We start from the raw sequence: 24663 nt of genomic DNA on the forward strand, positions 1-24663 counted from the left end.
CACCCCGCCAGGCCTCGGGAAAATGTGAGCGGGGCCATAGAACCTCAAGGGAACCTCAAGTAACGATACGGATTCAGAGGTTCCCGAATCCGTTCACCTCGGATTCACTGGACCGGCTCGTACACCGCTCGTACGAATGCTCCGCCTGGCGAAAAGGAAATCCGTCCATGACCCCTGGCTCGGGCCTCCAAGCAGGACTCAAGAACCGCCACCTGACGATGATCGCGATCGGTGGTGTCATCGGAGCCGGCCTCTTCGTCGGTTCCAGCTCCGGTATCGCTACCGCGGGACCGGGCATCCTTTTGTCGTACGCCCTCGTCGGCACCCTCGTCGTCCTCGTGATGCGCATGCTCGGCGAGATGTCCGCCGCCAACCCCACCTCCGGCTCCTTCTCCGCGCACGCCGACCGTGCCCTCGGCCGCTGGGCCGGGTTCTCCATCGGCTGGCTCTACTGGTTCTTCTGGGTCGTCGTGCTGGCCGTCGAGGCCACCGCCGGCGCCAAGATCCTCGAGGGCTGGGTGCCGGCCGTACCGCAGTGGGGCTGGGCGCTCATCGTGATGACCGTCCTGACCGCGACCAACCTGGTCTCCGTCGGCTCCTACGGCGAGTTCGAGTTCTGGTTCGCCGGCATCAAGGTCGTCGCCATCGGCGCCTTCATCGTCGTCGGCCTGCTGGCCATCTTCGGCGTACTGCCGGGCGTTCACGCCGACAAGGCGTCCTTCGGCAATCTGGCGAACCACGGCGGCTTCCTGCCGCACGGACCCGGCTCGATCCTCACCGGTGTGCTGCTGGTCGTCTTCTCCTTCATGGGCAGCGAGATCGCGACCCTGGCGGCCGGCGAGTCCGAGGACCCGCAGAAGGCGGTCACCAAGTCCACCAACAGCATCATCTGGCGTATCGGCGTCTTCTACCTGGGCTCGATCCTCGTCGTGGTCTCGCTGCTGCCGTGGAACGACGCGTCCATCCAGAAGAACGGCTCGTACGTCGCCGCCCTGGACTCCCTCGGCATCGCGCACGCCGGCGAGATCATGAACGTGATCGTGCTGACGTCGGTGCTGTCCTGTCTCAACTCCGGCCTCTACACGGCCTCCCGCATGGCCTTCTCGCTCGGCCAGCGCGGTGACGCCCCGAAGGCGTTCGCCCGCACCACGGCCCGTGGTGTGCCGATGGCCGCGATCCTGTCCTCGGTCGTGTTCGGCTTCGTGGCGGTGTTCTTCAACTACCAGTACCCGGACACCGTCTTCCTCTTCCTGCTCAACTCCAGTGGCGCCGTCGCCCTGTTCGTGTGGCTGGCGATCTGCTTCTCGCAGCTGCGGATGCGGAAGATCATCCAGCGGGAGGCGCCGGAGAAGCTCGTCGTGAAGATGTGGCTCTACCCGTACCTCACCTGGGTGACGGCGGCCTTCATCGTCTTCGTCCTCGGCTACATGCTGACCGACACCAAGGGCGAGAGCAGCGGCCGTACGACCGTGCTGCTGTCGGTGGCGGTGGCGGCGGTCGTGGTGGTGATCGCCGTGATCAAGCAGGCGCTCACCAAGAACCGCCCGGCCCCCGCGGTCGAGGCCCCGGCCGACAAGGTGTCCGTCGGCTGATCCGCCCTCCGGCTGCACATGGCCGCATAACCTGACGACAGTTGTCAGGTTATGCGGCCATGCTGCGTGCCATGACCCACGTGGACGACCGCCTGGACCTGCCCCTCCTCCGCCCCGGCGACACCGGTTACGACGACGAACTCGCCGGTTTCCAGCTCGGTTTCCCCCAGCGGCCGGCCGTGGTCGTGCCCGCCCGCTCGACCGCCGACGTGGTGGCCGCCGTACGGTACGCGGCGGCCGGGGGCCTGCCCGTCGGGGTGCAGGCCACCGGGCACGGGCTGCCCGGCGGTTACGAGGGCGGGGTCCTCGTCAGCACCCGGAGGATGGACGGGATCGTGGTCGATCCCGGGGCCCGTACCGTCCGGGTGCGGGCGGGCGTGCGCTGGGGGCAGGTGGTCGCGGCGGCCGAGCCGTACGGGCTGGCGCCGTTGAACGGCTCGGCGCCGGGTGTGGGCGCCGTGTCGTACACCCTGGGCGGTGGACTCGGCATCCTGGCCCGGCAGTTCGGGTACGCGGCCGACCATGTGCGGTGGCTGGAGCTGGTCACCGCCGACGGGGGGCCGCGCCGGGTCGCCCCGGACTCCGACCCCGAGCTGTACTGGGCGGTGCTCGGCGCCGGGCAGAACCTCGGCATCGTCACGGAGCTGGAGATCGGGCTCGTACCGGTGCGGACGCTGTACGGCGGCTCGCTCGCCTTCGACGGGCGCGCGGTGGACCCGGCGGCCGTACTGCGGGCCTACGAGGCCTGGACGCGGACCGTGCCCGACGGGCTGACCTCGTCCTTCGCCGCGGTACCGTACCCGGACCTGCCCGCCCTGCCCCCGCACCTGCGCGGGAAGTACGTCGTCTCGGTCCGCGTCGCGCACACCGGCGGCGACGGCGAGCGGATCACCGCCCCGCTGCGGGAGATCGGCCCGGCGCTGTCGGACTCGCTGCGCGAGATGCCGTACGCCGAGAGCCACACCATCCACAGCGACCCTGACTTCCCGCACGCCTACTACGGCGACAGCGCGGTGCTGCGGGACCTCGACACCGAGCGGGCCAGTGCGCTGCTGCGGGCGACGGGACCGGAGGCGGACCTGATGTGTGTCCTGCAGATCAACCACCTGGGCGGCGCGCTCGCCCGGCCGGCGCCGAACGCGGTGCCCTACCGTGAGGGCCGGTTCCTGGTGCGGCTGCTGACGGCCGGGGACCGGGAGCGGGCGCGCGGCGTGCTCGATCCGGCGTTCGCGCTGCTGTCCGGGGACACCCTCGGCCGGTCCCTCAACTTCGCCTTCGGCGCCGGGGACAGGAACTCCGGCCTGTACGACCCCGGAACGCGTAAGAGGCTCGCCCGGGTCAAGGAGACCTACGACCCGGCGAACCTCTTCCGCAGGAACTACGGCGTCAGCGCCTGAGCTCTAGCGCTTGTTCGCGAACTTCCAGGCGGTGGGCAGCGCGCCCATCGCCAGGGCCGCCTTGAGGGCGTCGCCGAGCAGGAACGGGGTGAGCCCGGCCGCGACGGCCTGGGAGAGGGAGAGATGGGCCGCGAGGGCCAGGTAGGGCACGCCGACCGCGTAGATGACCGCCTCGCCGAGGATCATCGTGCCCGCCATGCGCAGCGCGGAGCGGTCGGCGCCGCGCCGGGCCAGGGCGCCCACGGCGGCGGAGGCGAGCAGCATGCCGAGGACGTAGCCGAAGGAGACCGAGGCCGCGCCGGACGTGCCGTCCGCGAACCACGGCACGCCCGCGACGCCGGCGAGCGCGTACAGGGCGAGCGAGAGGACGCCGCGGCGGGCACCGAGGGCGGTGCCGACGAGCAGCGCGGCGAAGGTCTGGCCGGTCACCGGCACCGGGGAGCCGGGCACCGGCACGGCCACCTGGGCGGCGAGGCCCGTGAGCACGGCGCCGCCGACGACGAGGGCCGCGTCGCGGACACGGGACGCGGGCAGCAGGTCGGCGAGGACTGCGCCGGGGCGGGCGAGGGTGGTGGCCGTGCTCATGGGGACTCCGCGGGTGACGGGGACATGCTGGGACACGGTGACGCTATCCCAGCCGCCTCGGGCCGATCACCGTCAGCGCTCGACAAATGGCGGAACGAGAGCTTGGTGGGCTCCGGACAAAGAGTGTGGGTTACACCGATCAGGGCGTGACACTGGTCACTGAGGCAGGGACGCGTCGCTCACTCGGCCGGGCGCCGAGGGGACTGTGGGGTCCCACCAAACGAATCCTGGTCGTCTGGTCGGATTCACCTTTCCTGGCCTACCCTTCCAGCCATGGTTGCCCAGGCCCGGTACCTCACGTCGCGTCGCTATGTCGACCTGCGACGCCAGGGCACGGCCACCTGTCGCCGCCCGGGGTAGGGGCGGACCGCTCGGCACGCCCCGCCTTCCGAGACGTGTCGGCCCCGTTTCCCGAGGACGGTTCCCATGCCCCGTACCGCGGTACCCCCCCTTGTCTCGCCCGTTCCCCGCGCCGCCGACAGCGACCGGCTGCGCACCAGCGCCAGCCTCGTGCTGCGGTCCGTGCTGGAGCACGGCCCGGTGGCGCGCAGCACCGTCGCCCGGCTGACCGGGCTGTCCCCCGCGTCGGTGACCGAGCACTGTGCCCGGCTCACCGGTCTCGGCCTGATCCGGGAGTCGGTGGCACCCCGGCGCTCGAACGGGGTCGGCCGGCCGCACGTCCCCGTCGACCTGGACGTCACGGGTTTCGTGGTCGGCGGGGTGCACGTGGCCGTGCCGTACACGACGGTCGCACTGCTGGATCTGCGGGGCCGGGTGGTGGCCCGGCGTGAGCTGAAGCACGAACGGACCGATCCCGGCCGGGTGCTGGCCCGGGCCGCGGAGGCGCTCGCGGCGCTGCTCGCCGGGGTGCCGGGCCGTCGGCCGCTGGGAGTCGGGGTGGCGGTCGGCGGCTGGGTGGACCGGGAGACGGGCACCGTGGTCGAGCACGAGCTGCTGGGCTGGCGCGAGGTGCCGGTGCGGGAGCTGCTCGGCGCCCGCACCGGTCTGCCGGTCCATGTGGACGGGCACGCGCGGGCGTTGGTGCACGGGGAGCGGCTGTTCGGGCGGGCCCGGGGCAGCCGGAGCGTGCTGCATCTGTTCGTGGGCAATGTGGTCGACGCGGCCTTCGCCACCAACGACGAGGTGCACCACGGGCCGCGTTCGGCGGCCGGCGCGATCGCGCATCTGCCGGTGCCGGGCGGCACCGAGCCCTGCCCGTGCGGCCGCAGCGGCTGCCTCCAAGTGGAGCTGAGCGAGCGGACGTTGTGCCGGCGGTCCCGTGCGGCCGGGGTGACCGGCTCGGCCAATCCGATGCACGTGGTGGCCGCCGCGGCGGCCGGTGACGTGGTGGCACGGCGGCTGCTGGTGGACCGGGCCCGGACGACCGGGCGGGCGGCCGGGCTGCTGCTGGACGTGCTCAATCCGGAGACGGTCGTGGTGACCGAGGTGGGTGTCATCCACTTCGAGGACTGCCTGAGCGCGCTCAGGGAAGCGGCCGGAAAGGATCGCTCCACGGCGGTGGTACCGACGAGTTTCCCGGATTCCGTGCTCGCGGTGGCGGGCGGTTCGGTGGCCCTTGACATGGTCTTCCGTGATCCGCTGGGCGCGTCACCTGAGGCTATTTAATTCAGAAACTCGGAATGTTGACAGGGGCCACTCATGGCCGGGAACATGCTGGTCATGAGCCACCTCACGAGCTGTCGCACCCTCTGTTGCTGACACATTGCCGCGCATGAAGCGCGTGTTTCCCACTGCGTGAGTTCTCTTCCTTCGGCTTGCCTTTTCCGGAATTCCTCCTGTCTTTCCGGCCTTTTCCTCCCGGGAGTCCTCCCATGCACCGTCGTGTCTTTCTCTCCTCCCTGCTGGGCGCGTCCGCCGCCGCCGTGGGCCTCAGCGGCTGCGCGAAGGGCGATACCGCCGCCGACACCCGGGGCGCCGCCACCAAGCCGCTCGCGGACAAGGTCCCCGCGGGCACCAGCCTGAAGATCGCCTCCTACCTGGGCCAGCAGCAGCTGCAGTTCCGGCTGGCGAAGCTGCCCAAGCTGCCGTTCACGGTGGCCGGCTGGGTGAACATCGGGGCCGGCCCGGACGTGATCAACGCGTTCCGGGCGGGGTCCCTGGACCTCTCCAACAACGCCGGCATCCCGCCGATCCAGGCGCACTACCAGGGCTTCGACGCGAAGATCGTGGCGATCGACCTCACCCGCAAGCCCAACTACCTCTTCGCCACCAAGCCCGGCAGCGACATCCACACCGTCGACGACTTCAAGGGCAAGCGGCTGGCGTTCTCGCAGGGCCAGGCCCAGGGCGTCGTCCTGCTGCGGGCGCTGAAGAAGGCGGGCCTCGCCTACGACGAGGTGAAGCTGGTCCCGCTGACCAGCAACCAGTTCTTCACCGCCCTGCAGTCCGGGCAGGTCGACGTGGCCCCGCTCGCCATCAACCAGGCCCCCGCCTATCTGAAGCAGTACGCGGCGAAGGGCGCCCGCACCGTCTCCACCGACGTCGTCGACCTGCTGAACCTGCTGTGGGCCCCGCAGTCCGTGCTGAACGACCCCGCGAAGGCCGCCGCGATCGCCGCCTACATCCCGCAGTGGGCCAAGGGGCTGGTGTGGCAGTACGAGCACCCGGACGCCTGGAACGAGGAGTTCTACGTCAAGACGCAGAACCTGACCCTGGAGCAGGCGAAGTCCATCACCGCGCTCGCCAACAAGCCCTTGTTCCCGACCAGTTGGGACGAGGCGATCAAGTGGGAGCAGGAGACGGCCGATCTGCTCGCCGAGGGCGGGTTCGTGAAGAAGTTCGACGTCTCCACCCTCTTCGACCACCGCTTCGAGTCGATCGCCGCCAAGGCCGTACCCGAGGAGTACCGGAAATGACCGCCATGACCACGACGACCGCCGTCGCGGCGGCTCAGGCCGGGGAACTCCCCCAGGTCCGCCGGCGCCGTCGTCTCTCCCCCGGCCGCCGGCTGCCCGCCGCCCGGCTGACCGGCCCGCTCGTCCTCCTCGCCCTGTGGGCCGCCGCCTCGGCCGCCGGGGCACTCGACACGGGTGCGATACCGGCGCCCTGGACGGTGGTGCGGACGGCCGGTCACCTGTGGACCGACGGCACCCTGCCCACCGACATCGTGACCTCCCTCAGGCGGGCCGCGTACGGGTTCGCGATCGGTCTGACCGCGGGCGTACTGCTCGCGCTCGCCTCCGGGCTCAGCCGGACCGGGGAAGCGCTGATCGACGGGACCGTGCAGCTCAACCGGGCGATCCCGACCCTCGGGCTGATCCCGCTGTTCATCCTCTGGCTGGGCATCGGCGAGACCTTCAAGGTCGCCATCATCGCGATCGTCGTCTACATCCCGATCTATCTGAACACGCATGCCGCGCTGGCCGGCATCGACAGCCGGTACGTCGAACTCGCCGAGGTGCAGGGCCTGTCGAGGCTCGGCTTCGTCCGCAGGGTCGTGATCCCCGGCGCGCTGCCCGGATTCTTCGTGGGACTCCGGCTCGGTGTGACGGGCTCCTGGCTGGGGCTGGTGGTCCTGGAGCAGATCAACGCCACCAGCGGTCTCGGCTACATGATGTTCCAGGCGCAGAACTACGGCCAGACCGACGTCATCCTGGTCGGCCTGCTGGTCTACGGCGTCTTCGGCCTGGTCTCCGACAGCGTGGTCCGTCTGATCGAACGGAGGGTGCTGTCGTGGCGCCGCACACTGAGCAACTGACCCGGCCGGCCGTACGGCTGCGCGGCCTGACCCGATCGTTCGACGGCCGTACGGTCCTCGACGGCATCGACCTCGACCTGCCCGCCGGCCAGTTCACGGCCCTGCTGGGGCACAGCGGCTCCGGCAAGAGCACGTTGCTGCGGGCGGTCGCGGGCCTCGACCACGGAGTTGCCGGGTCGGGCCGGCTGACCGCGCCCGAGCGGGTCTCGGTGGTCTTCCAGGACTCCCGGCTGCTGCCCTGGTACCGGGTACTGGACAACGTCCTGCTCGGCACGGACGGCAAGGACGCCGAGGAGCGGGGCCGGGCCGCCCTCGCGGAGGTCGGGCTGAAGGGCCGCGAACGGGCCTGGCCGGGCGAGCTGTCCGGCGGCGAGGCCCAGCGGGCCGCGCTCGCCCGCTCCCTGGTCCGCGAGCCCGAACTCCTGCTGGCCGACGAGCCGTTCGGCGCGCTGGACGCGCTGACCCGGATCAGGATGCACAACCTGCTGCGCGACCTGTGGCAGCGCCACCGGCCGTCGGTGCTGCTGGTGACCCACGACGTGGACGAGGCGATCGTGCTCGCCGACCGGGTCCTCGTCCTGGACCAGGGCCGTATCGGCCTCGACCTGACCATCGACCGCCCCCACCCCCGCTCCTACCGCCAGCCCGTCCTCGGCGAGTACCGCGAACGACTGCTGACCGCACTGGGCGTCACGGAGGACCACGGATGACCCGCCGCCCCCGCCCGAACCCCCCACCAAGAAACGCCGGCCACCCGCCCCGACCGCGGAAGCGCCGCAGGCACCCCCTGCCCACCGACCGGGCCCTCGCCCCGGACCAGGCCCGCATCGGCCTCGACCCGACCATCGACCGCCCCCACCCCCGCTCCCACCGCCAGCCCGTCCTCGGCGAGTACCGCGAACGACTGCTGACCGCACTGGGCGTCACGGAGGACCACCGGTGACACAGAGAAGACTTCACCTGAACGCGTTCCTGATGAACACCGGGCACCACGAGGCGTCGTGGCGGCTGCCGGAGAGCGACCCGTACGCCCACGTGGATCTGCGGCACTACGTGCGGCTGGCCCGGATCGCCGAACGCGGCACCTTCGACTCCCTCTTCCTCGCCGACGGCCCCCAGCTGTGGGGCAACCTCGCCCAGCGCCCGGCCGGCGCCCTGGAACCGCTCACCCTGCTGACCGCGCTGGCGACGGCCACCGAGCACATCGGGCTGATCGCCACCGCGTCCACGTCCTACAACTCCCCGTACAACCTGGCCCGCAAGTTCGCCTCGCTGGACATCATCAGCGGCGGCCGGGCCGGGTGGAACATCGTCACCACGGCGGGAGCCGAGGCGGCCCGGAACTTCGGGCTGGACGCCGAGCCCGCCCACGCCGAGCGGTACGCCCGCGCCGCCGAGTTCCTCGACGTCGCACTGAAGCTGTGGGACAGCTGGGAGGACGACGCGATCGTCGCCGACAAGGCGGCCGGCGTCTGGGGCGACGACAGCAAGATCCATTCACCCCGCCACCAGGGCACGTACTTCAGCGTCGCGGGCGCGCTCAACGTCCCCCGGACACCCCAGGGTTACCCGCTCCTGGTGCAGGCGGGGTCGAGCGAGGACGGCAAGGCCTTCGCCGCCCGGTACGCGGAGGCGGTCTTCACCGCCCAGCAGACCCTCGCCGACGCCCAGGCCTTCTACGCCGATCTCAAGTCCCGTACGGAGCGGGCGGGCCGGAACCCCGAACACATCAAGGTGCTGCCCGGGATCGTGCCCGTACTCGGCTCCACGGAGGCGGAGGCGCGGGCCGCCGAGCGGCTGCTGGAGGAGCACATCGTGCACGACCACGGGGTGGCCCGGCTGGAGAGCCTGCTGCAACTGCCGGCCGGCACCCTGGAGCTGGACTCGCCACTGCCCGCCGATCTGCCGCCCGAGTCCGCCGTCGAGGGTGCCAAGAGCCGCTACACGCTCGTGGTCGAGCTGGCGCGGCGCGAACGGCTCACCGTCCGGCAGCTGATCGGCCGGCTCGGCGGCGGTCGCGGCCACCTCACGTTCGCCGGCACGCCCGAGCAGGTCGCCGACCAGATCGAGACCTGGTTCACGCAGGGAGCCGCCGACGGCTTCAACATCATGCCCGCCGTACTGCCCTCCGGCCTGGACGCCTTCGTCGAGCACGTCGTGCCGCTCCTGCGCGCCCGCGGCCTGTTCCGCACCGCGTACGGCTCCCGCCAGACCCTGCGGGAGCGCTACGGCCTCCCCCGCCCCGCCAACCAGTACCTGACCCCGGCCTTCGCCTAGAGAGGACCCGCACATGTCCATCGAGATCACCAAGGTCACCGCCCGCATCGGCGCCCGTGTCACCGGCGTCGACATCACCCGGCCGCTCGCCCCGGAGCACGTCTCCGCGATCCGTGAGGCCCTGAACGTCCACAAGGCGCTCGTCTTCGACGCGGGCAGCCTGGACGACGCCGGCCAGCAGGCCTTCGCCCGCCACTTCGGCGACCTGACCACCGCCCACCCGACGGTCGGCGCGGTCGACGGCGCCCCGAACGTGCTGCCCGTGGACAGCGAGCGGGGCCGCGCCAACCACTGGCACACGGACGTCACCTTCGTCCTCAACCCGCCGCAGGCCAGCACCCTGCGTTCGATCACCGTCCCGCCGTACGGCGGCGAGACCCTGATCGCCAACGCGGCCGCCGCCTACCGCGACCTGCCCGAGCCGCTGCGCCGCCTCGCCGACACGCTGTGGGCCGAGCACACCAACGACTACGACTACGCGGTGCCGGAGGAGGAGGTCGACGAGGAGAAGGCCGCCCAGCGCGCCCAGTTCACCTCCATCAAGTACCGCACGGCGCACCCGGTGGTCCGCGTCCACCCGCTGACCGGTGAACGGGGGCTGTTCGTCGGCGGGTTCGCGCAGCGGATCGTGGGCCTGTCCGTCGGCGAGTCCCGCAAGATCCTGGACCTGTTCCAGGCGTACGTCACGCGCCCGGAGAACATCCTGCGCCACCGCTGGGCGGAGAACGAGCTGGTCCTGTTCGACAACCGGATCACCCAGCACTACGCCATCGACAACTACGACGGACAGCCGCGCCGGCTGCACCGGGTGACCGTCGCCGGTGACGTCCCCGTCGGCATCGAGGGCAAGGAGAGCTACTCGATCGAGGGCGACGCCTCGCACTACACGCCGGTGCTCGCGGCGTAACCGTCCGCTCACCCGGCGTACGGCGGGTGTCCGGATACTGGGCGGCTCCTTCGCGTGAGCGGACGGGCCGCCCAGACTGGCGGCGCTTTTGCCAGCCCATTGCCCGGGAGAGCCGCGCCATGCCCAGCAGCACGACCACCGAGACGCCGCCACAGCAACAGGACGGCGTCTCCCTCTCCCACGGCCTCAAGCAGCGCCACCTGTCGATGATCGCCCTGGGCGGGGTGATCGGCGCGGGTCTGTTCGTGGGCTCCGGCGCGGGCATCGCCGCCGCGGGTCCGTCCATCGTCATCGCCTACACGCTCTCCGGCCTGCTGGTGATGCTGGTGATGCGGATGCTGGGCGAGATGTCGGCCGCCTACCCGTCGTCGGGCTCCTTCTCGGCGCACGCCGAGCGGTCGATCGGCCCGTGGGCGGGCTTCGCCGCCGGCTGGTCCTTCTGGGTCCTGCTGTGCACGGCCGTCGGCCTGGAGGGCATCGGCGCCGCGAACATCATCCAGGGCTGGCTGCCGCACACCCCGCAGTGGATGTGGGTGGCCCTGTTCATGGCGGTCTTCTGCGGGACGAACCTGGCCGCCGTGAAGAACTTCGGCGAGTTCGAGTTCTGGTTCGCCGCGCTGAAGGTCGGCGCGATCAGCCTGTTCCTGGTCCTCGGCGTGCTGGCCGTCGCGGGCGTGCTCCCCGGCACGCACTCCCCCGGCGCCTCGCACCTCACCCACTTCCTCCCGCACGGCAGCGAGGGCCTGATCATCGGCCTGCTCGCGTCCGTCTTCTCGTACGGCGGCATGGAGACGGTCACCATCGCCGCGGCCGAGTCGGAGAACCCGGTCAAGGGCGTGGCCTCCGCCGTCCGTACGGCGATGTGGCGCATCGCCCTGTTCTACATCGGCTCCATGGCGGTCGTCGTCACCCTGGTCCCGTGGGACTCCAAGGAGGTCGTCGAGAAGGGCCCGTACGTCGCCGCGCTCGACCACCTCGGCATCCCCGGCGCCGGTCAGCTGATGAACGTGGTCGTCCTGGTCGCCCTGCTCTCCGCGATGAACGCCAACATCTACGGCTCCTCGCGCATCGCCTTCTCGCTGGTCGAGCGGGGCCAGGGGCCGAAGGCGCTGGCGAAGCTGTCCGGCGGGGTCCCGCGGATCGCGGTCCTCGTCTCGTGCGTCCTCGGGTTCGTCTGCGTCCTGCTCAGCTACTGGAGCCCGAACGGCGCCTTCAAGTGGCTGCTGAACATGATCGGCGCGGTCATCCTGGTCGTCTGGATCTTCATCGCGGTCTCGCAGCTGCTGCTGCGCCGCCGCATCGAGCGCGAGGCGCCCGAGAAGCTGGTCGTGCGCATGTGGGCGTTCCCGTGGCTGACCTGGGTGGCGCTGGCCGGCATGGCCGCGATCTTCGTCCTGATGGCCCGCGAGCCGGACACCCGCGTCCAGCTCTACTCCACCGGCGGCATGACCCTGGCCCTGGCGGCCGTGGGCTACCTCTGGCAGCGGGCTCGCGCCAGGCGCTGAGCCCCGCTCCGGCAACAGGCCCCCACGTGCGACACGTGGGGGCCTTTCTGTTGCCCGGCCACTCTTGTTGCTAGCGTGTAGTTGCAAGCTCTTTGCAATAAGCTTTCGGAGGGGATCACCCATGCCCGCCTACACGCTGCCCGACCTGCCGTACGACTACTCCGCGCTGGCCCCCGTGATCAGCCCGGAGATCATCGAGCTGCACCACGACAAGCACCACGCCGCCTATGTGAAGGGCGCCAACGACACGCTGGAGCAGCTCGCCGAGGCCCGGGAGAAGGACGCGTGGGGCTCGGTCAACGGCCTGGAGAAGAACCTGGCCTTCCACCTCTCGGGCCACATCCTGCACAGCATCTACTGGCAGAACATGACCGGCCCGAAGGAGGGCGGCGGCGAACCGCTCGCGGCCGACGGCGTCGGCGAACTGGCGGACGCCGTCAAGGAGTCCTTCGGCTCCTTCGCCGCCTTCCGGACCCAGCTGTCCAAGGCCGCGGCCACCACCCAGGGCTCGGGCTGGGGGGTGCTGGCGTACGAGCCGCTCAGCGGCCGGCTGATCGTGGAACAGGTCTACGACCACCAGGGCAACGTCGGCCAGGGCTCCACCCCGATCCTGGTCTTCGACGCCTGGGAGCACGCCTTCTACCTCCAGTACCGCAACCAGAAGGCGGACTTCGTCGAGGCCATGTGGCAGGTGGTCGACTGGCAGGATGTCGCCCGCCGTTACGAGGCCGCGAAGTCCCGCGCCGACGCGCTGCTCCTGGCCCCCTGAGAACGTCCTGCCTCGTGATCGTCTTCTCACCCTTCACGGCGGCAGGCGGATGGACGGAAGACCCCGCGAGGACATGACTCGCGGGGTCTTCCCCTCAGGCGCAGGGGACGTTGAGGGACAGCAGGGCGGTGTGGTCGCCGTCCACGCGGATCTCGCTGACCGCCGCGTTGCCGAGCCGCGGGAGGACCCGGCGGTACTCGGCGAGCGGGATGTGCAGGAGCGAGCAGAGCACCAGCCGCAGCAGGGTGTTGTGGGCGACGACCAGGACCCGCCCGCCGGGACGGTCGGCGGCGATGCGGCGCAGGGCGGCGGTGCCGCGCCCGGCCGCCGCGCGGGGGTCCTCGGCGCCGGGGAAGGGATGGGCGACGGGATCGTCGCGGAACGCGTCCGCAGCCCGGGGGTTCCGCGCGGCGAACTCGGCGAGCGTATGCCCCTCCACCACCCCGAAGTCGCATTCGCGCAGGGCGGGTTCGCGGCGCGCGGTCAGGCCGAGGGCCCGGCAGGCCGGTTCGGCGGTGGCGATCGCCCGGGACAGGGGCGAGGTCCACACCGCGTCCACGGGATGCGCGGCGGCCCACTTCCCCAGCGCCTCGGCCTGGGCGTACCCGGTGTCGGTGAGCGCGACGTCGCTGACACCGGCGTACCGGTTCTCGGCGTGCCAGACGGTCTGTCCGTGGCGGACGAGGAGAAGGGTGGCGGAGGTCATGGGCAGCAGTATCCCCGCGGACCGCAGCGCCGCCGGTGACCGTCCGGCATGCGCGGGAGGGGCGAGTGGCGCACGATGAACCTATGTCCGACAAAGACAGCGCACGCGGCAGGCGGCGACTGGACCGGGCAGCGGCCACGGTCGCGCTGGCCGCATCCGCACTGCTGCCGACCACCGGTCCCGCACTGGCCGCGCCCAAGGACGACACGGTCGCCCTCCAGACGCTGAACGACATCATCAAGGGCGACTACAAGGCCGCCACCGCCCACTTCGACGCGAACATGCGCAAGCACCTGCCGCCGGACGTGCTCGGCCGGGTGTGGAAGAGCTACCAGGCCCAGTTCGGGCGCTACCGGTCCCACGAGAAGCCCGAGGACGTCAAGAGCGGGCGGTTCACCGTGGTCCGGGTGCCCCTGCGCATGGAGCACAGCGCCGGTGAGTTCCGCGTGAGCTTCGACAAGTCCGGTGCGATCGCGGGCCTGTTCTTCCTCAAGCCGGGTGTGCCGGTCCCGACGTCGTCGCCCACGTAGTCACCGCTCCAGCCGCGCCAGCGCGTGCGCCGCCACCTCCCCCGGCAGCCATCCACGCAGCTCCAACTCCCCCACCAGCCGCGCGTACGGCTCCGCGAACAGGGCCGTCCGGCCGGGGCGCGGTTCGACCGTCGTACCCACCCGGGCCATCCCCTCGGCCACCGCGGCGAGGCTCCGTCCCGCCCCGGTGCCGTACGCGGCCAGGGCCGCCATGCCCAGGGCCGGTTCCGGGCGTTCGGGGACGCGGACCGGGCGGCCGAGGACGTCCGCCCGCAGCTGGGTCCAGTAGGTGCTGCGGGTCGCGCCGCCGGTGAAGGTGAGGGGGCCGTCCACGGGAGCGCCGAGCCCGTGGAGGTAGTCCAGGCACAGGCGTTCGCCGAAGGCCACGCCCTGGAGGAGGGCCGCCCACAGGTCGGCGTCCGACGCGGGGGCGCCGAGGAGGAGCGCGGTGGCCTGCGGGGCGCGGAAGGGGAAGCGTTCGCCGGGTGAGACGAGCGGGTAGGCGACGGCGCCCGAGGGCTCGTACGCGGCGGCGCGGGCGTCCAGCACGGCCGGGTCGGCGCCCGGGAAGCGCGCGGTGAGGACGCCGGCGCCGACACTGGAGGCGCCGCCGGGCAGCCAGGTGCCGTCCGGCGCACGGTGGTTGTAGACGACCCCGGCCGGATCGCGGACGGGCTCGGCGGAGGCCCCCTTCAGCACCAGCGTCGTGCCGAGCACCGAGTTCCACGCGCCCGCGCGCAGCGCACCGGAGGCGATCTGGGCCGCGCAGCCGTCGGTCATGCCCGCGACCACCGGGGTGCCGGCGGGGATCGCGGTGGCGTCGGCGGCGGCCGGGCAGACCTCGCCGAGCCGGGTGCCGGGGCGTACGACGTCCGGGAGCGCGCCCGCGGGGAGGCCGGTGAGGTCGGGCCAGCGGTCGTGTTCCACGTCGTACGCCGTCTTCAGGGCGTGGCTGGAGTCGGCCGGGACGCGGCTGCCGGTCAGCCGTGCGGTGATCACGTCCGGCTGGTGGGCCACGCGCCCGGCGCCGTACCGGCCCACGAGCCAGCGCGCCTTCGGCAGCGCCCAGGTGTCCTGCACGGCGAGGCCCGCCGAGCGCAGCCCGCCCGCCTCGGTGGCCGCACGCCCGTCGTCGTACATGAGCGCGGGGCTGCTCGGGCGTCCCGTGTCGTCCGTGAGCAGCACGGTCCCGGAGGTCCCGCACAGCGCGAGCCCGCCCACCCGCGTGTGCACCCCGTCGAGCGCCCTCCGGCAGGCCGCGCACACCGCCTCCCACCACTCCCCCGGGTCCTGCTCGTGCCGCACCCCGTCCCGCCGGCCGCGCACCAGGGGCGCGGCACCGCTGCCGAGGACCGTGCCGTCGGCCGTCACGAGCAGCGCCCGCACCCCCTGCGTGCCGAGATCGATCCCGAGCCACGCCACCGTCATCCGAACCTCCCGCACATCGCGAACGGCCCTGTGAACTTCCCACTCCTCCTTGAGATTTCCCGCTGATTTCCCCATGCACAAGGGATTGACGGCGTTGCCGTGCCGTTACACCCTCTGTTGTCGAGTCGACTCGCCCCGCGCTCCCTTCAGGCCTCGCCGCCTTCCCTGCCAAGCCCACTGCCGTTCGAGGCCGGCCGGCCGGAGCGTCCAGGACGACGGATCGGGAAACGATGAGCAGCACCACAGGCGCCCAGCAGGGCCCCGCCGCCCGGCAGGCCGCCGTGGCCGAACTCGTCCTCGCCGCGGGCTCGGCGACCGCGGCCGAGCTCGCCGAGCGGTTCGGGGTGAGCCTGATGACCATCCACCGGGACCTCGACGAGCTCGAACGGCAGGGGGTCGTACGGAAGTTCCGGGGCGGGGTGACCGCGCAGCCGTCGGGGGTGTTCGAGTCGAACGTGCAGTACCGGCTGAAGACCATGCGCCCGCAGAAGGCCGCCCTCGCCGCGCGGGCGCTGAAGGGGATAGAGCCCGGCATGGCGATCCTCCTCGACGACTCCACGACGGCCCTGGAGATGGCCCGCCGGCTGCGGCTCGGCGAGATCACCCCGCTCACGGTCGTCACCAACTTCCTGGAGGCGGTCAACCTGCTCGCCGGGCAGCGCGGCATCCACCTGATGGCACTCGGTGGCGACTACGACCCGCTGCACTCCTCCTTCCTCGGGGTGTCCTGCGTGGCGGCGGTCGAGCAGTTGCGGGTGGACGTCGGTTTCGTGTCGACGTCCGGGGTGCACGGCGGCTACGCCTACCACCAGGAGCAGCACATCGTGTCCGTGAAACGGGCGATGCTCGACGCGGCCGCCCGCAACGTGCTGCTGGTCGACCACACCAAACTGGGCCGGGTCGCGCTGCACCGGGTGGCCCCGCTCTCCCGCTTCGACCTGTTGCTGGTGGACGACGGCGCCTCGCCGGAGGAACTGCGCGACCTGGACGAGCACAAGGTGCGCTACGAGGTGTGCGCCACGGATCCGGGGGAGGGCGATGACCGCGCCGGAGTCACGTGAGCCCGGACACCGGCGGCCCGCGCCCGGCCCGTGTCCTCCGGGCCCGCCCGCCGAGACGGGAGACGCCCCGCGATGACACCCCGAGTGCGTGTGGTGGCCGCCGGCGACCACTTCGTCCTGCCGCCGCTGATCACGGCGGCCCTCGGCAAGGAGGCCGACTGCGAGGTGCGGGAGCTGACGCTCGGCTGGCCGCTTCAGCCGTTCGGGCCGGTCGCCGAGGTGAGCGAGGCCAGCGACGCCGAGGACGAGCTGATCGCGGCCCTCGACGGCGCCGAGGTGCTCGTCACCCAGATGGGCCCGGTCACCGCCCGCGTCCTGGCCGCCTGCCCCGCGCTCCGCCTGGTCGTGGTCTGCCGGGGCGGACCGGTGAACGTCAACCTGGAGGCGGCGACACGGCATGACGTACGGGTGTGCTTCGCGCCCGGCCGCAACGCCGCCGCCACCGCCGAGTTCACCGTCGGCCTGCTGCTCGCCGCCCTGCGCCGCATCCCGCAGGCCCACGACCTCCTTGCCGGGCAGGGGAGTTGGGGCGGGGCCGCGTACTACACGTACGAGCACAGCGGTCTTGAGCTGGAGGACCTGCCGGTCGGGCTGGTCGGCTACGGCGCGGTGGGCAGCCGGGTCGCGCGGGTGCTGTGCGCCTTCGGGGCGCGGGTGATGGTCCACGACCCGTATGTGCGCGGGGAGGTGCACGGTCTGCGGCTGGCCTCGCTGGAGGAGTTGCTGCGCCGCTCGCGGGTCGTCACCCTGCACGCCCGGCTGACCGAGGAGACCCGGGGGCTGCTCGGCGCGCGCGAGCTGGCGCTGCTGCCGCCCGGTGCGGTGGTGGTCAACGCGGCGCGGGGACCTCTGCTGGACGAGGACGCGCTGTGCGACGCGCTGGCGGACGGGCGGCTCGGCGCGGCGGCCCTGGACACGTACACCCGCGAACCGCTCCCGCCGGACTCCCGGCTGCGCGCGCTGGCCGACCGGGTGGTGCTGACCCCGCACCTCGGCGGGGCCAGCCGGGCGGTGGCCGAGAAGGCGGCCCGGATCGCCGCGGCCGAGGTGGGCCGCTGGGTGCGCGGGGAGCCGCTCGCGCACTGTCTGACCTGAGGGGGAGCCACATGTACATCGGGATCGATGTCGGCACGTCCCTGGTGAAGGCGGCGGCCTTCGACCGGGCCGGCCGCCAACTGGGCGTCGAGGCACGGCCGGTGGAGCTCGCCGTCCGGTACGGGGCCGTGGAGCAGGACATGCGGGCGGTGTACGCGGCCGTGGTCGGTGCCGTGCGGGCACTGACCGGGCGGCTGGAGCAGCCCGTGGAACTGGCCGGGCTGACCGGGCAGGGCGACGGGGTGTGGCTGGTGGACGCGGCGGGCCGCCCGGTGCGGGAGGCGATCTCCTGGATGGACGGCCGGGCGCACCGGCTGGTGGACGAGTGGCTCGCGGACGGCACCTTCGAGGCCGTCTTCCGGCGCACCGGCAGCGCCATGTTCCCGGGCTGCCCAGGGCCCTTGCTGGCCTGGCTGGACCGGCACGAGCCGACGTCCCTGGACCGGGCCGCGGCGGCCGTGTACTGCAAGGACATGGTGTTCCAGCGGCTGACCGGCGCCGAGCGGGCGGTGACGGACGTGTCGGACGCGTCGATGCCGTTCCTGGACCCGCGCACCCGGCGTTACGACGACGGGGTGACGGAGCTGCTCGGGCTGGCCCACCGGCGGCGGCTGCTGCCCGCGATCGGCGACCCGGTCGCCACGGGCGAGGCGACCGGCGAGGGCCTGCCGGCGGGCACCCGGCTGGCGAACGGCCCGTACGACCTGCCGGCCTGCGCGCTGGGCGCGGGCGTCACCGCGCCCGGCGACGGCCTGCTCATCGTCGGCACCTGCCTGGCGAGCCTGGTCGCCACCACCGAGCTGGACCTCGCCGGCGAACCGGCCGGGCTGCACATCTCCACGGACCGGCCGGGCCACTGGCTGCGCGCGATGCCCGCGATGGTCGGCACGGCGGCCCTGGACTGGGTGCTGGCCACGACGGGCGCCCGGCACCAGGAACTGGACGCCCTGCTGGCCGAGGCGCCGCCCGGCTCGTCCGGGGTGCGGGTGCTGCCGTACTTCGCGCCCTCGGGTGAGCGGGCGCCCTTCGTGGAGCCGGGGCTGCGGGCCGAGCTGCTCGGTGTCTCCCTGGAGACCCGGCCCACCCATCTGGTCCGCGCCACCTGCGAGGGCATCGGCTACGCGGCCCGGCACTGTCTGACGGCGGCGGGGCTGACCGGCACGCTCGCGGTGTGCGGCGGCGGCACCCGCAGCCCGGCCTGGACCCGGCTGCTCGCGGATGTGCTGGGCCGGCCGCTCAGGGTGGTGGAGGGCGAGGTCGGCGCGCGGGGCGCGGTGCTGGCGGCGGCCGGGCGGTACGGCGTCCCGCTGGACACGGCGGCCTGGACCGGGCCGGCCCGGGTCGTCGAGCCGGACCCGGACCGGGCGGCGTACTACGCCAAGGGGTACGAGGAGCACCTGGAACTGCTGGCGCGGGCACGCGAACGGGCCCGGCGCGGGCCGGGCCCGTTCGGGGGACTCACAGGTTGCTGAAGTCCGGCCCCTGGGTACGGGTGCGCTTGAGCTCGTAGAAGCCCGGCACCGAGGCCACGGCGATCGTGCCGTCCCACAGGCGGGCCGCCTCCTCGCCCTTCGGGGCGGGGGTGACGACCGGGCCGAAGAAGGCGATCTGCTCGCCGTCGGGGCCGGGCACCGCGATCACCGGGGTGCCGACGTCCTGGCCGACCTTCTCGATGCCCTCCTTGTGGGAGGCGCGCAGCTCGGCGTCGAACTCGAAGTCCTGCTGCTCGGCGTAGTCGATGAGGTCGGCGGGCAGGCCGACGTCCGCGAGGGCGCCGGCGACGGCCTCCAGGGTCGGGCCCTCGCCGTTGTTGTGGATACGGGTGCCGAGCGCGGTGTACAGAGGGCCGAGGACGTCCGCGCCGTGCTTCTGCCAGGCCGCGGTGACCACGCGGACCGGCTGCCAGGCCTTGGTCGCGAGCATCTCCCGGTACTCCTCGGGCAGCTCGTCCAGCCGGTTCTCGTTGAGGACGGCGAGGCTCATGATGTGCCAGCGGACCTCGATGTCGCGGACCTTCTCCACTTCCAGGACCCAGCGGGACGTCATCCAGGCCCACGGGCACAGCGGGTCGAACCAGAAGTCGACGGGGGTCTTGCCGGACTCGGACATGGCTCTCCTCAACGAAAAGGACTCTTTCCGAGCCTCAACGACGTCCTCGCGACCCGCATTCCCTGCTGCCCGCTGTCAGGGGCGCATGGCAGGATCGGTGCTGTCCGGCCGCCATCCACGCGATCACAAGGGAGTGCCGCAGTGCCCGGTGAGAATCTGTCCCGTGAAGAGGCCCGGGAGCGGGCCGCCCTGCTGTCCGTCGACGGGTACGACGTGTCCCTGGACCTCAGGTCCGCCGTCGGCGACGGGGACGGTGACGGTGACGGGCAGCCGCGCACGTTCCGGTCGGTGACCACGATCCGCTTCCGCTGCAACGAGCCGGGCGCGTCCAGCTTCGCCGACCTGATCGCGCCGGGCGTGACCTCGGTCTCGCTCAACGGCCGGGACCTGGATCCGGGTGAGGTCTTCGACGGCGCGCGGATCGCCCTGGAGGACCTGGCCGCGGAGAACGAGCTGGTGGTGGACGCGCAGTGCGCCTACTCCCGCACCGGTGAGGGCATGCACCGCTTCGTCGACCCCGAGGACGGCGAGGTCTACCTCTACACCCAGTACGAGCCGGCCGACGCCCGCCGCGTCTTCGCCAACTTCGAGCAGCCGGACCTCAAAGCGCCCTACCGCTTCGAGGTCCGGGCCCCGGAGGGCTGGACGGTGTGGAGCAACGGCGCGGGCGAACGGGCCGACGGCGTCTGGAAGTTCGCGGAGACCAAGCCGATCTCGACGTACATCACGTGCGTGGTGGCGGGGCCGTACCACTATGTGACGGATTCCTACGAGCGGGTCTTCGAGGACGGCACCAAGCTGGAGATCCCGCTCGGCGCGATGTGCCGCAAGGGGCTCGCCCCGCACTTCGACGCCGACGACGTCTTCCTGGTCACCAAGCAGGGCCTGGACTTCTTCCACGACCACTTCGACTACCCGTACCCGTTCGGGAAGTACGACCAGGCGTTCGTGCCGGAATACAACCTGGGGGCGATGGAGAACCCGGGTCTGGTGACCTTCCGCGAGGAGTACATCTTCCGCGGGAAGGTGACGCAGGCGTCGTACGAGGCGCGGGCCAACGTCATCCTGCACGAGATGGCGCACATGTGGTTCGGCGACCTGGTGACGATGGAGTGGTGGGACGACCTGTGGCTGAAGGAGTCCTTCGCGGACTTCATGGGCACGTTCGCGAACGTGGGCGCGACCCGCTTCAAGGACGCCTGGATCACCTTCGCCAACCGCCGCAAGGCCTGGGCGTACCGCGCGGACCAGCTACCGTCCACGCATCCGGTCACGGCGGACATCCGTGACCTGGAGGACGCCAAGCTGAACTTCGACGGCATCACCTACGCCAAGGGCGCCTCGGTGCTCAAGCAGCTGGTGGCGTACGTCGGCCAGGACGCGTTCCTGGAGGGTGCCCGCCGCTACTTCAAGCGCAACGCGTACGGCAACACGCGCCTCGGCGACCTGCTGTCGGTGCTGGGCGAGACCAGCGGCCGGGACATGTCCGCGTGGGCGCGCTCGTGGCTGCAGACGGCCGGGGTCAACTCGCTGACGCCGCAGGTGCTGCTGGACGCGGCGGGCCGGGTGGCCGAGCTGGCGGTGGTGCAGGAGGCGCCCGAGTCGCACCCCGAGGAGCGCCCGCACCGCGTCGCGGTGGGTCTGTACCGCCGTACGCCCGAGGGCGCGCTCGTGCGGTACGCGCGTGTGGAGACCGACGTGGAGGGCCCGCGCACGGTCGTCGCGGACCTGGCGGGTGCCGAGGCGCCGGAGCTGGTCCTGGTCAACGACGACGACCTGACGTACTGCAAGATCCGCTTCGACGACACCTCGCTGGCCACGCTCAAGGCGCACCTGGGCGCGCTGACCGACCCGCTGGCCCGGGCCCTGTGCTGGTCGGCGCTGTGGAACATGACCCGGGACGCGCTGCTGCCGGCGCGGGACTTCGTCGCTCTGGTGCTGCGGTTCGCGGGCCGCGAGTCCGACATCGGCGTGCTGCAGATGCTGCACGCGTGGGCGAACTCGGCGCTGGTGCACTACGCGGCGCCCGAGTGGCGGGCGACCGGCGAGGAGCTGGTGGCCGAGGGCGCGCTGCGGGAGCTGCGGACGGCCGGGCCGGGCAGCGAGCAGCAGCTGGCGTGGGCGCGGTTCTTCGCGAACGTGGCGTTCGCCGAGCCCGACCTGAAGCTGCTGCGGGACCTGCTGGACGGGACGACGACGATCGACGGTCTGGAGGTGGACCAGGAGCTGCGCTGGGCGTTCCTGGAGCCGCTGACCGCGCGGGGGGCGGCGGACGAGTCCGTCCTGGCGGCCGAACTGGCCCGCGACGACACGGCGTCCGGCAAGCGCCACCAGGTCCGCTGCCTGGCGGCCCGCCCGTCCGCCGCGGTCAAGGCGCAGGCGTGGGCGCAGGTGGTGGAGTCCGACGCGTTGTCGAACGCGCTGGTGGAGGCGACCATCGCGGGCTTCGACCAGCCCTCCCAGCGGGAGCTGACCGCGCCGTACGCGGAGAAGTACTTCGCGGCGATCGAGCGGGTGTGGCGGGAGCGGTCGATCCAGATCGGCATGGACGTCGTACGGGGCCTGTTCCCGGCGCTCCAGGACCGCCCGGAGACGCTCCGGGCGACGGACGCGTGGCTGCAGGCGCACCGGGACGCGGCGCCGGCGCTGCGCCGACTGGTGCTGGAGGCGCGGGACGACCTGGCGCGGGCGCTGCGCGCACAGGAGTGCGACGCGACGGCGAGCGCCGGCTGACACCACCCGAGCGTTGGCCTGAGCTTGGGCCGCCGGTGACCGTTACGGAATTCGTTCCATCGGAACCGTAACCCCTGGTCCGCACCCGATCGGACCAGGGGTTTCCCATCCCTACTCGGCATCCGAACACCTGACCTTTAGTCCCGCCTTGTCCGCATTCCTCGACGACCGTGTAACAGCGGTTAAGGGTGGGACCGGGCGCGGGAATCCCGACGCCATGACGCACAACACCCCGCTCTCCCCCCGCCCCCTTCGTCACCTCTCCGAGGCCCACCGCCGCGTCCTGACGGTGGCCCAGCTCCGCTCCCACGGCGTGACGACGGCCGAACTGAACGAGCAGTGCCGTCCCGGCGGGCCCTGGCGGCAGCTGCTGCCGAACGTGATCCTGCTGCACCCCGGCCCGCCGACGAGCGAGGAGCGTCTGCACGGGGCCCTGCTGTACGCGGCCCGTGAGTCCGCGCCGGGTGTCCCGGCCCAGCCGACGGCGCAGGAACCGCACCGCCCGCTCTACGCGGAGGCGATGATCACCGGCCTCGCCGCCCTCTCCCTCCACGGCTTCGCCACGACCCCGCCGCTGCTCGCCCTGGACCACGTCGACGTCCTGGTCCCGCGGCTGCGCCGGCTGCGCTCCACGGGCTACGTCCGGGTCCTGCGCACCTCCGCCCTGCCCGCCCCCCGCACGGTGGCGGGCCTGCCGGTGGCACCGGTGCCGCGGGCGCTGGCGGACGCGGTGGCGGAGCTGGCGGACGGGGAGGCGGTACGACGGCTGCTGACCGAGGCGGTGCGCGGCGGCCACTGCGAACCGGCCGCGGTGGTGCGGGAGTTGACCCGGGCCAAGCTGCTGAGCCGGCCGCACGTGGTGGAGGCGGTGGACTCACTGGTGGCGGAGGGCCGCTCGATCGCCGAGGCCCGCCTGTACCGGATGGTCACCAAGTACGGGCTGCCCGACCCCGTCTGGAACGTCGACCTGCGCCTGCCCGGCGGCCCGCACCTCGGCGGCCTGGACGCGTACTGGCCCGACCAGGCGGTGGCGGTGGAGCTGGACACACGCGCACCCCGGCAGGACGACGACGCGCAGTGGTCGGAGTACGCCCGTAAACGCGAACATTTGGAACGCCTCGGGATCACGGTCGTGTACGTCACCCCGAAGAAGCTCAGGAACGCGATGGAACAGCAGGCCGCGGTGATCCGTACGGCCCTGATGGCCTCCGCCGACCGCGATCCGGCGGCGTACGTCGTGGTGCTTCCCCGGTAGTGACGGACCGGAGGCGCGCCAGGAGGGAAGAGGAGGGGCCACCGGGCCGGTGCCGGTGGCCCCTTCTCGCGGTCGCGGCCCCAGGTAACGCTGCGTTCTCACCCGAACGGAGGAACCTCGCGGGCGGCGCCGTCCGGGTCACGAAAGATGGGAGTATGCGACACACCCGGACAGCCGCGTGCTCGTCGGCCCTGCTGCTCGCCGCCGCCTGCCTCGTCGCCGCCCCCGGGACGGCACAGGCGGCGCCGCTGCGAACGGGCCCGGGGTACGTGGCCCTCGGTGACTCCTACTCGGCCGGGCTCGGTGCCGGCGACTACCTGCCCACCGGCACGAACTGCAAGCGCAGCAGCCGGGCGTACCCGGTCCTGTGGGCCTCGGCGCACCGGGTGGCGTCCTTCGCCTTCTCCGCGTGCAACCACGCCCGGACGAGCGACGTCCTGTCCGGCCAGCTCGGTGCGCTCGGCGCCGGCACCAGGCTGGTCACCCTCACCGTCGGCGGCAGCGACGCGGGCTTCGTCGGTGTCATGACGACCTGCGCGCTGGGCGGCACCAGCCGCTGCCTGTCAGCCGTCGCCGGCGCCCGCGCCACGGTGGACAGGTCCCTCGGGGACAGCCTGGACCGGCTCTACTCGGCCATCAGGAACCGGGCTCCCGCCGCCCGCGTCGTGGTGCTCGGCTACCCGCACCTGTACCACCTCAGGGGCTCCTGCGAGATCGGCCTCCAGGACAGCGCGCGCGCCGCCATCAACGACGGGGTGGACCACCTCGACGCGGTGATCGCCCGTCGCGCCGCCGCCCACGGGTTCACCTTCGCCGACGTCAGGGCCGCCTTCGCCGGACACGAGATCTGTTCCCGGACCCCCTGGCTGCACAGTGTCGACGTGCTGGCCCCCACCGAGTCGTACCACCCCACGGCCCCGGGGCAGACCCTCGGCTACCTCCCGGTCCTCGACCGGACCTCCTGAACCCCGCGGGGTACGGGTGCGCCGGGCCCGG

General features: G+C 72.3%; 21 protein-coding genes and 1 pseudogene. 18 read left to right on the forward strand and 4 right to left on the reverse strand.

Going from position 1 to position 24663, the window contains the following annotated elements; all coding sequences use genetic code 11:
- The first annotated feature begins 167 nt into the window (after nt 1–167).
- A complete protein-coding gene (locus AB0D93_RS12580) occupies nt 168–1592 on the forward strand; it encodes an amino acid permease (protein WP_362117488.1) in 1425 nt (474 codons plus the stop codon).
- A 71-nt stretch (nt 1593–1663) separates the two neighbouring features.
- The gene (locus AB0D93_RS12585) at nt 1664–2989 is read left to right on the forward strand and encodes an FAD-binding oxidoreductase (RefSeq protein WP_362117491.1); all 1326 of its coding nucleotides are present in this window, start codon (nt 1664–1666) and stop codon (nt 2987–2989) included.
- Between the two features lie 3 nt (nt 2990–2992).
- Here the strand turns inward: AB0D93_RS12585 and AB0D93_RS12590 are convergent, their stop codons facing one another.
- The gene (locus AB0D93_RS12590; protein WP_362117494.1) at nt 2993–3574 is read right to left on the reverse strand and encodes a biotin transporter BioY; all 582 of its coding nucleotides are present in this window, start codon (nt 3572–3574) and stop codon (nt 2993–2995) included.
- Nucleotides 3575–4000: 426 nt separating this feature from the next.
- Between AB0D93_RS12590 and AB0D93_RS12595 the strand changes: the two genes are divergently transcribed.
- The 9 genes and pseudogenes from AB0D93_RS12595 to AB0D93_RS12635 all read left to right on the forward strand — a co-directional run bounded on the left by AB0D93_RS12595 (nt 4001) and on the right by AB0D93_RS12635 (nt 12750).
- Complete coding sequence (locus AB0D93_RS12595) at nt 4001–5200, forward strand: ROK family transcriptional regulator (protein ID WP_362117497.1); 1200 nt, start codon at nt 4001–4003, stop codon at nt 5198–5200.
- A gap of 206 nt (nt 5201–5406) precedes the next feature.
- Complete coding sequence (locus AB0D93_RS12600) at nt 5407–6450, forward strand: ABC transporter substrate-binding protein (RefSeq protein ID WP_362117500.1); 1044 nt, start codon at nt 5407–5409, stop codon at nt 6448–6450.
- Nucleotides 6447–7292: an ABC transporter permease gene (locus tag AB0D93_RS12605; protein ID WP_362117503.1), complete on the forward strand. Its 846-nt coding sequence runs from the start codon at nt 6447–6449 to the stop codon at nt 7290–7292. Before AB0D93_RS12600 ends, AB0D93_RS12605 begins: the two co-directional genes overlap by 4 nt.
- Nucleotides 7268–8002 carry an ABC transporter ATP-binding protein gene (locus tag AB0D93_RS12610; protein WP_362117506.1) on the forward strand — a complete coding sequence of 245 codons (735 nt, stop codon included), beginning with the start codon at nt 7268–7270 and terminating at the stop codon, nt 8000–8002. The genes AB0D93_RS12605 and AB0D93_RS12610 overlap by 25 nt, the downstream gene beginning before the upstream one ends.
- Before the next feature lie 86 nt (nt 8003–8088).
- Nucleotides 8089–8235, forward strand: a pseudogene (locus AB0D93_RS12615) (sulfonate ABC transporter ATP-binding protein); the annotation flags it as partial.
- A complete protein-coding gene (locus AB0D93_RS12620; RefSeq protein ID WP_362117509.1) occupies nt 8232–9569 on the forward strand; it encodes an LLM class flavin-dependent oxidoreductase in 1338 nt (445 codons plus the stop codon). The pseudogene AB0D93_RS12615 and the gene AB0D93_RS12620, both read left to right, overlap by 4 nt.
- A gap of 13 nt (nt 9570–9582) precedes the next feature.
- Nucleotides 9583–10476, forward strand: a complete 894-nt coding sequence (locus AB0D93_RS12625) for a TauD/TfdA family dioxygenase (RefSeq protein ID WP_362117512.1) — start codon at nt 9583–9585, stop codon at nt 10474–10476.
- Between the two features lie 119 nt (nt 10477–10595).
- Nucleotides 10596–11981 (forward strand): amino acid permease, encoded by a 1386-nt coding sequence (locus AB0D93_RS12630; protein WP_362117515.1) that lies wholly within the window; start codon nt 10596–10598, stop codon nt 11979–11981.
- A gap of 121 nt (nt 11982–12102) precedes the next feature.
- Entirely contained in the window at nt 12103–12750 is a 648-nt protein-coding gene (locus tag AB0D93_RS12635) for a superoxide dismutase (protein ID WP_362117518.1), read from the forward strand.
- Between the two features lie 94 nt (nt 12751–12844).
- On the opposite strand, the gene AB0D93_RS12640 is transcribed toward AB0D93_RS12635, so the two are convergent.
- Nucleotides 12845–13456: a histidine phosphatase family protein gene (locus AB0D93_RS12640; protein ID WP_362117521.1), complete on the reverse strand. Its 612-nt coding sequence runs from the start codon at nt 13454–13456 to the stop codon at nt 12845–12847.
- 83 nt (nt 13457–13539) lie between these two features.
- Here AB0D93_RS12640 and AB0D93_RS12645 point away from each other — a divergent pair, with 83 nt between their 5' ends.
- Nucleotides 13540–13986, forward strand: coding sequence for a DUF3887 domain-containing protein (locus AB0D93_RS12645; protein ID WP_362117524.1), 447 nt, complete (start codon nt 13540–13542; stop codon nt 13984–13986).
- Here AB0D93_RS12645 and AB0D93_RS12650 read toward each other — a convergent pair whose 3' ends face one another.
- Nucleotides 13987–15414, reverse strand: a complete 1428-nt coding sequence (locus tag AB0D93_RS12650; protein ID WP_362117527.1) for an FGGY-family carbohydrate kinase — start codon at nt 15412–15414, stop codon at nt 13987–13989.
- Nucleotides 15415–15644: 230 nt separating this feature from the next.
- Between AB0D93_RS12650 and AB0D93_RS12655 the strand changes: the two genes are divergently transcribed.
- The 3 genes from AB0D93_RS12655 to AB0D93_RS12665 all read left to right on the forward strand — a co-directional run bounded on the left by AB0D93_RS12655 (nt 15645) and on the right by AB0D93_RS12665 (nt 19042).
- Complete coding sequence (locus AB0D93_RS12655) at nt 15645–16475, forward strand: DeoR/GlpR family DNA-binding transcription regulator (protein ID WP_362117530.1); 831 nt, start codon at nt 15645–15647, stop codon at nt 16473–16475.
- Nucleotides 16476–16547: 72 nt separating this feature from the next.
- Nucleotides 16548–17570 carry a 2-hydroxyacid dehydrogenase gene (locus AB0D93_RS12660; protein ID WP_362117533.1) on the forward strand — a complete coding sequence of 341 codons (1023 nt, stop codon included), beginning with the start codon at nt 16548–16550 and terminating at the stop codon, nt 17568–17570.
- A gap of 11 nt (nt 17571–17581) precedes the next feature.
- The gene (locus AB0D93_RS12665) at nt 17582–19042 is read left to right on the forward strand and encodes an FGGY-family carbohydrate kinase (RefSeq protein WP_362117536.1); all 1461 of its coding nucleotides are present in this window, start codon (nt 17582–17584) and stop codon (nt 19040–19042) included.
- On the opposite strand, the gene AB0D93_RS12670 is transcribed toward AB0D93_RS12665, so the two are convergent.
- Nucleotides 19029–19679, reverse strand: coding sequence for a DsbA family protein (locus AB0D93_RS12670; protein ID WP_362117539.1), 651 nt, complete (start codon nt 19677–19679; stop codon nt 19029–19031). The genes AB0D93_RS12665 and AB0D93_RS12670 overlap by 14 nt on opposite strands.
- Nucleotides 19680–19820: 141 nt before the next feature.
- Here AB0D93_RS12670 and pepN point away from each other — a divergent pair, with 141 nt between their 5' ends.
- The 3 genes from pepN (at nt 19821) to AB0D93_RS12685 (ending at nt 24632) form a co-directional block, all read left to right on the forward strand.
- Nucleotides 19821–22412: an aminopeptidase N gene (gene pepN / locus AB0D93_RS12675; RefSeq protein ID WP_362117542.1), complete on the forward strand. Its 2592-nt coding sequence runs from the start codon at nt 19821–19823 to the stop codon at nt 22410–22412.
- A 217-nt stretch (nt 22413–22629) separates the two neighbouring features.
- Complete coding sequence (locus AB0D93_RS12680) at nt 22630–23667, forward strand: hypothetical protein (RefSeq protein WP_362117545.1); 1038 nt, start codon at nt 22630–22632, stop codon at nt 23665–23667.
- A gap of 155 nt (nt 23668–23822) precedes the next feature.
- The gene (locus AB0D93_RS12685) at nt 23823–24632 is read left to right on the forward strand and encodes an SGNH/GDSL hydrolase family protein (RefSeq protein ID WP_362117548.1); all 810 of its coding nucleotides are present in this window, start codon (nt 23823–23825) and stop codon (nt 24630–24632) included.
- Nucleotides 24633–24663 lie beyond the last annotated feature (31 nt).

The sequence above is a fragment of the Streptomyces sp. NPDC048191 genome (genome assembly GCF_040652655.1).
Taxonomy (GTDB): Bacteria; Actinomycetota; Actinomycetes; order Streptomycetales; family Streptomycetaceae; genus Streptomyces.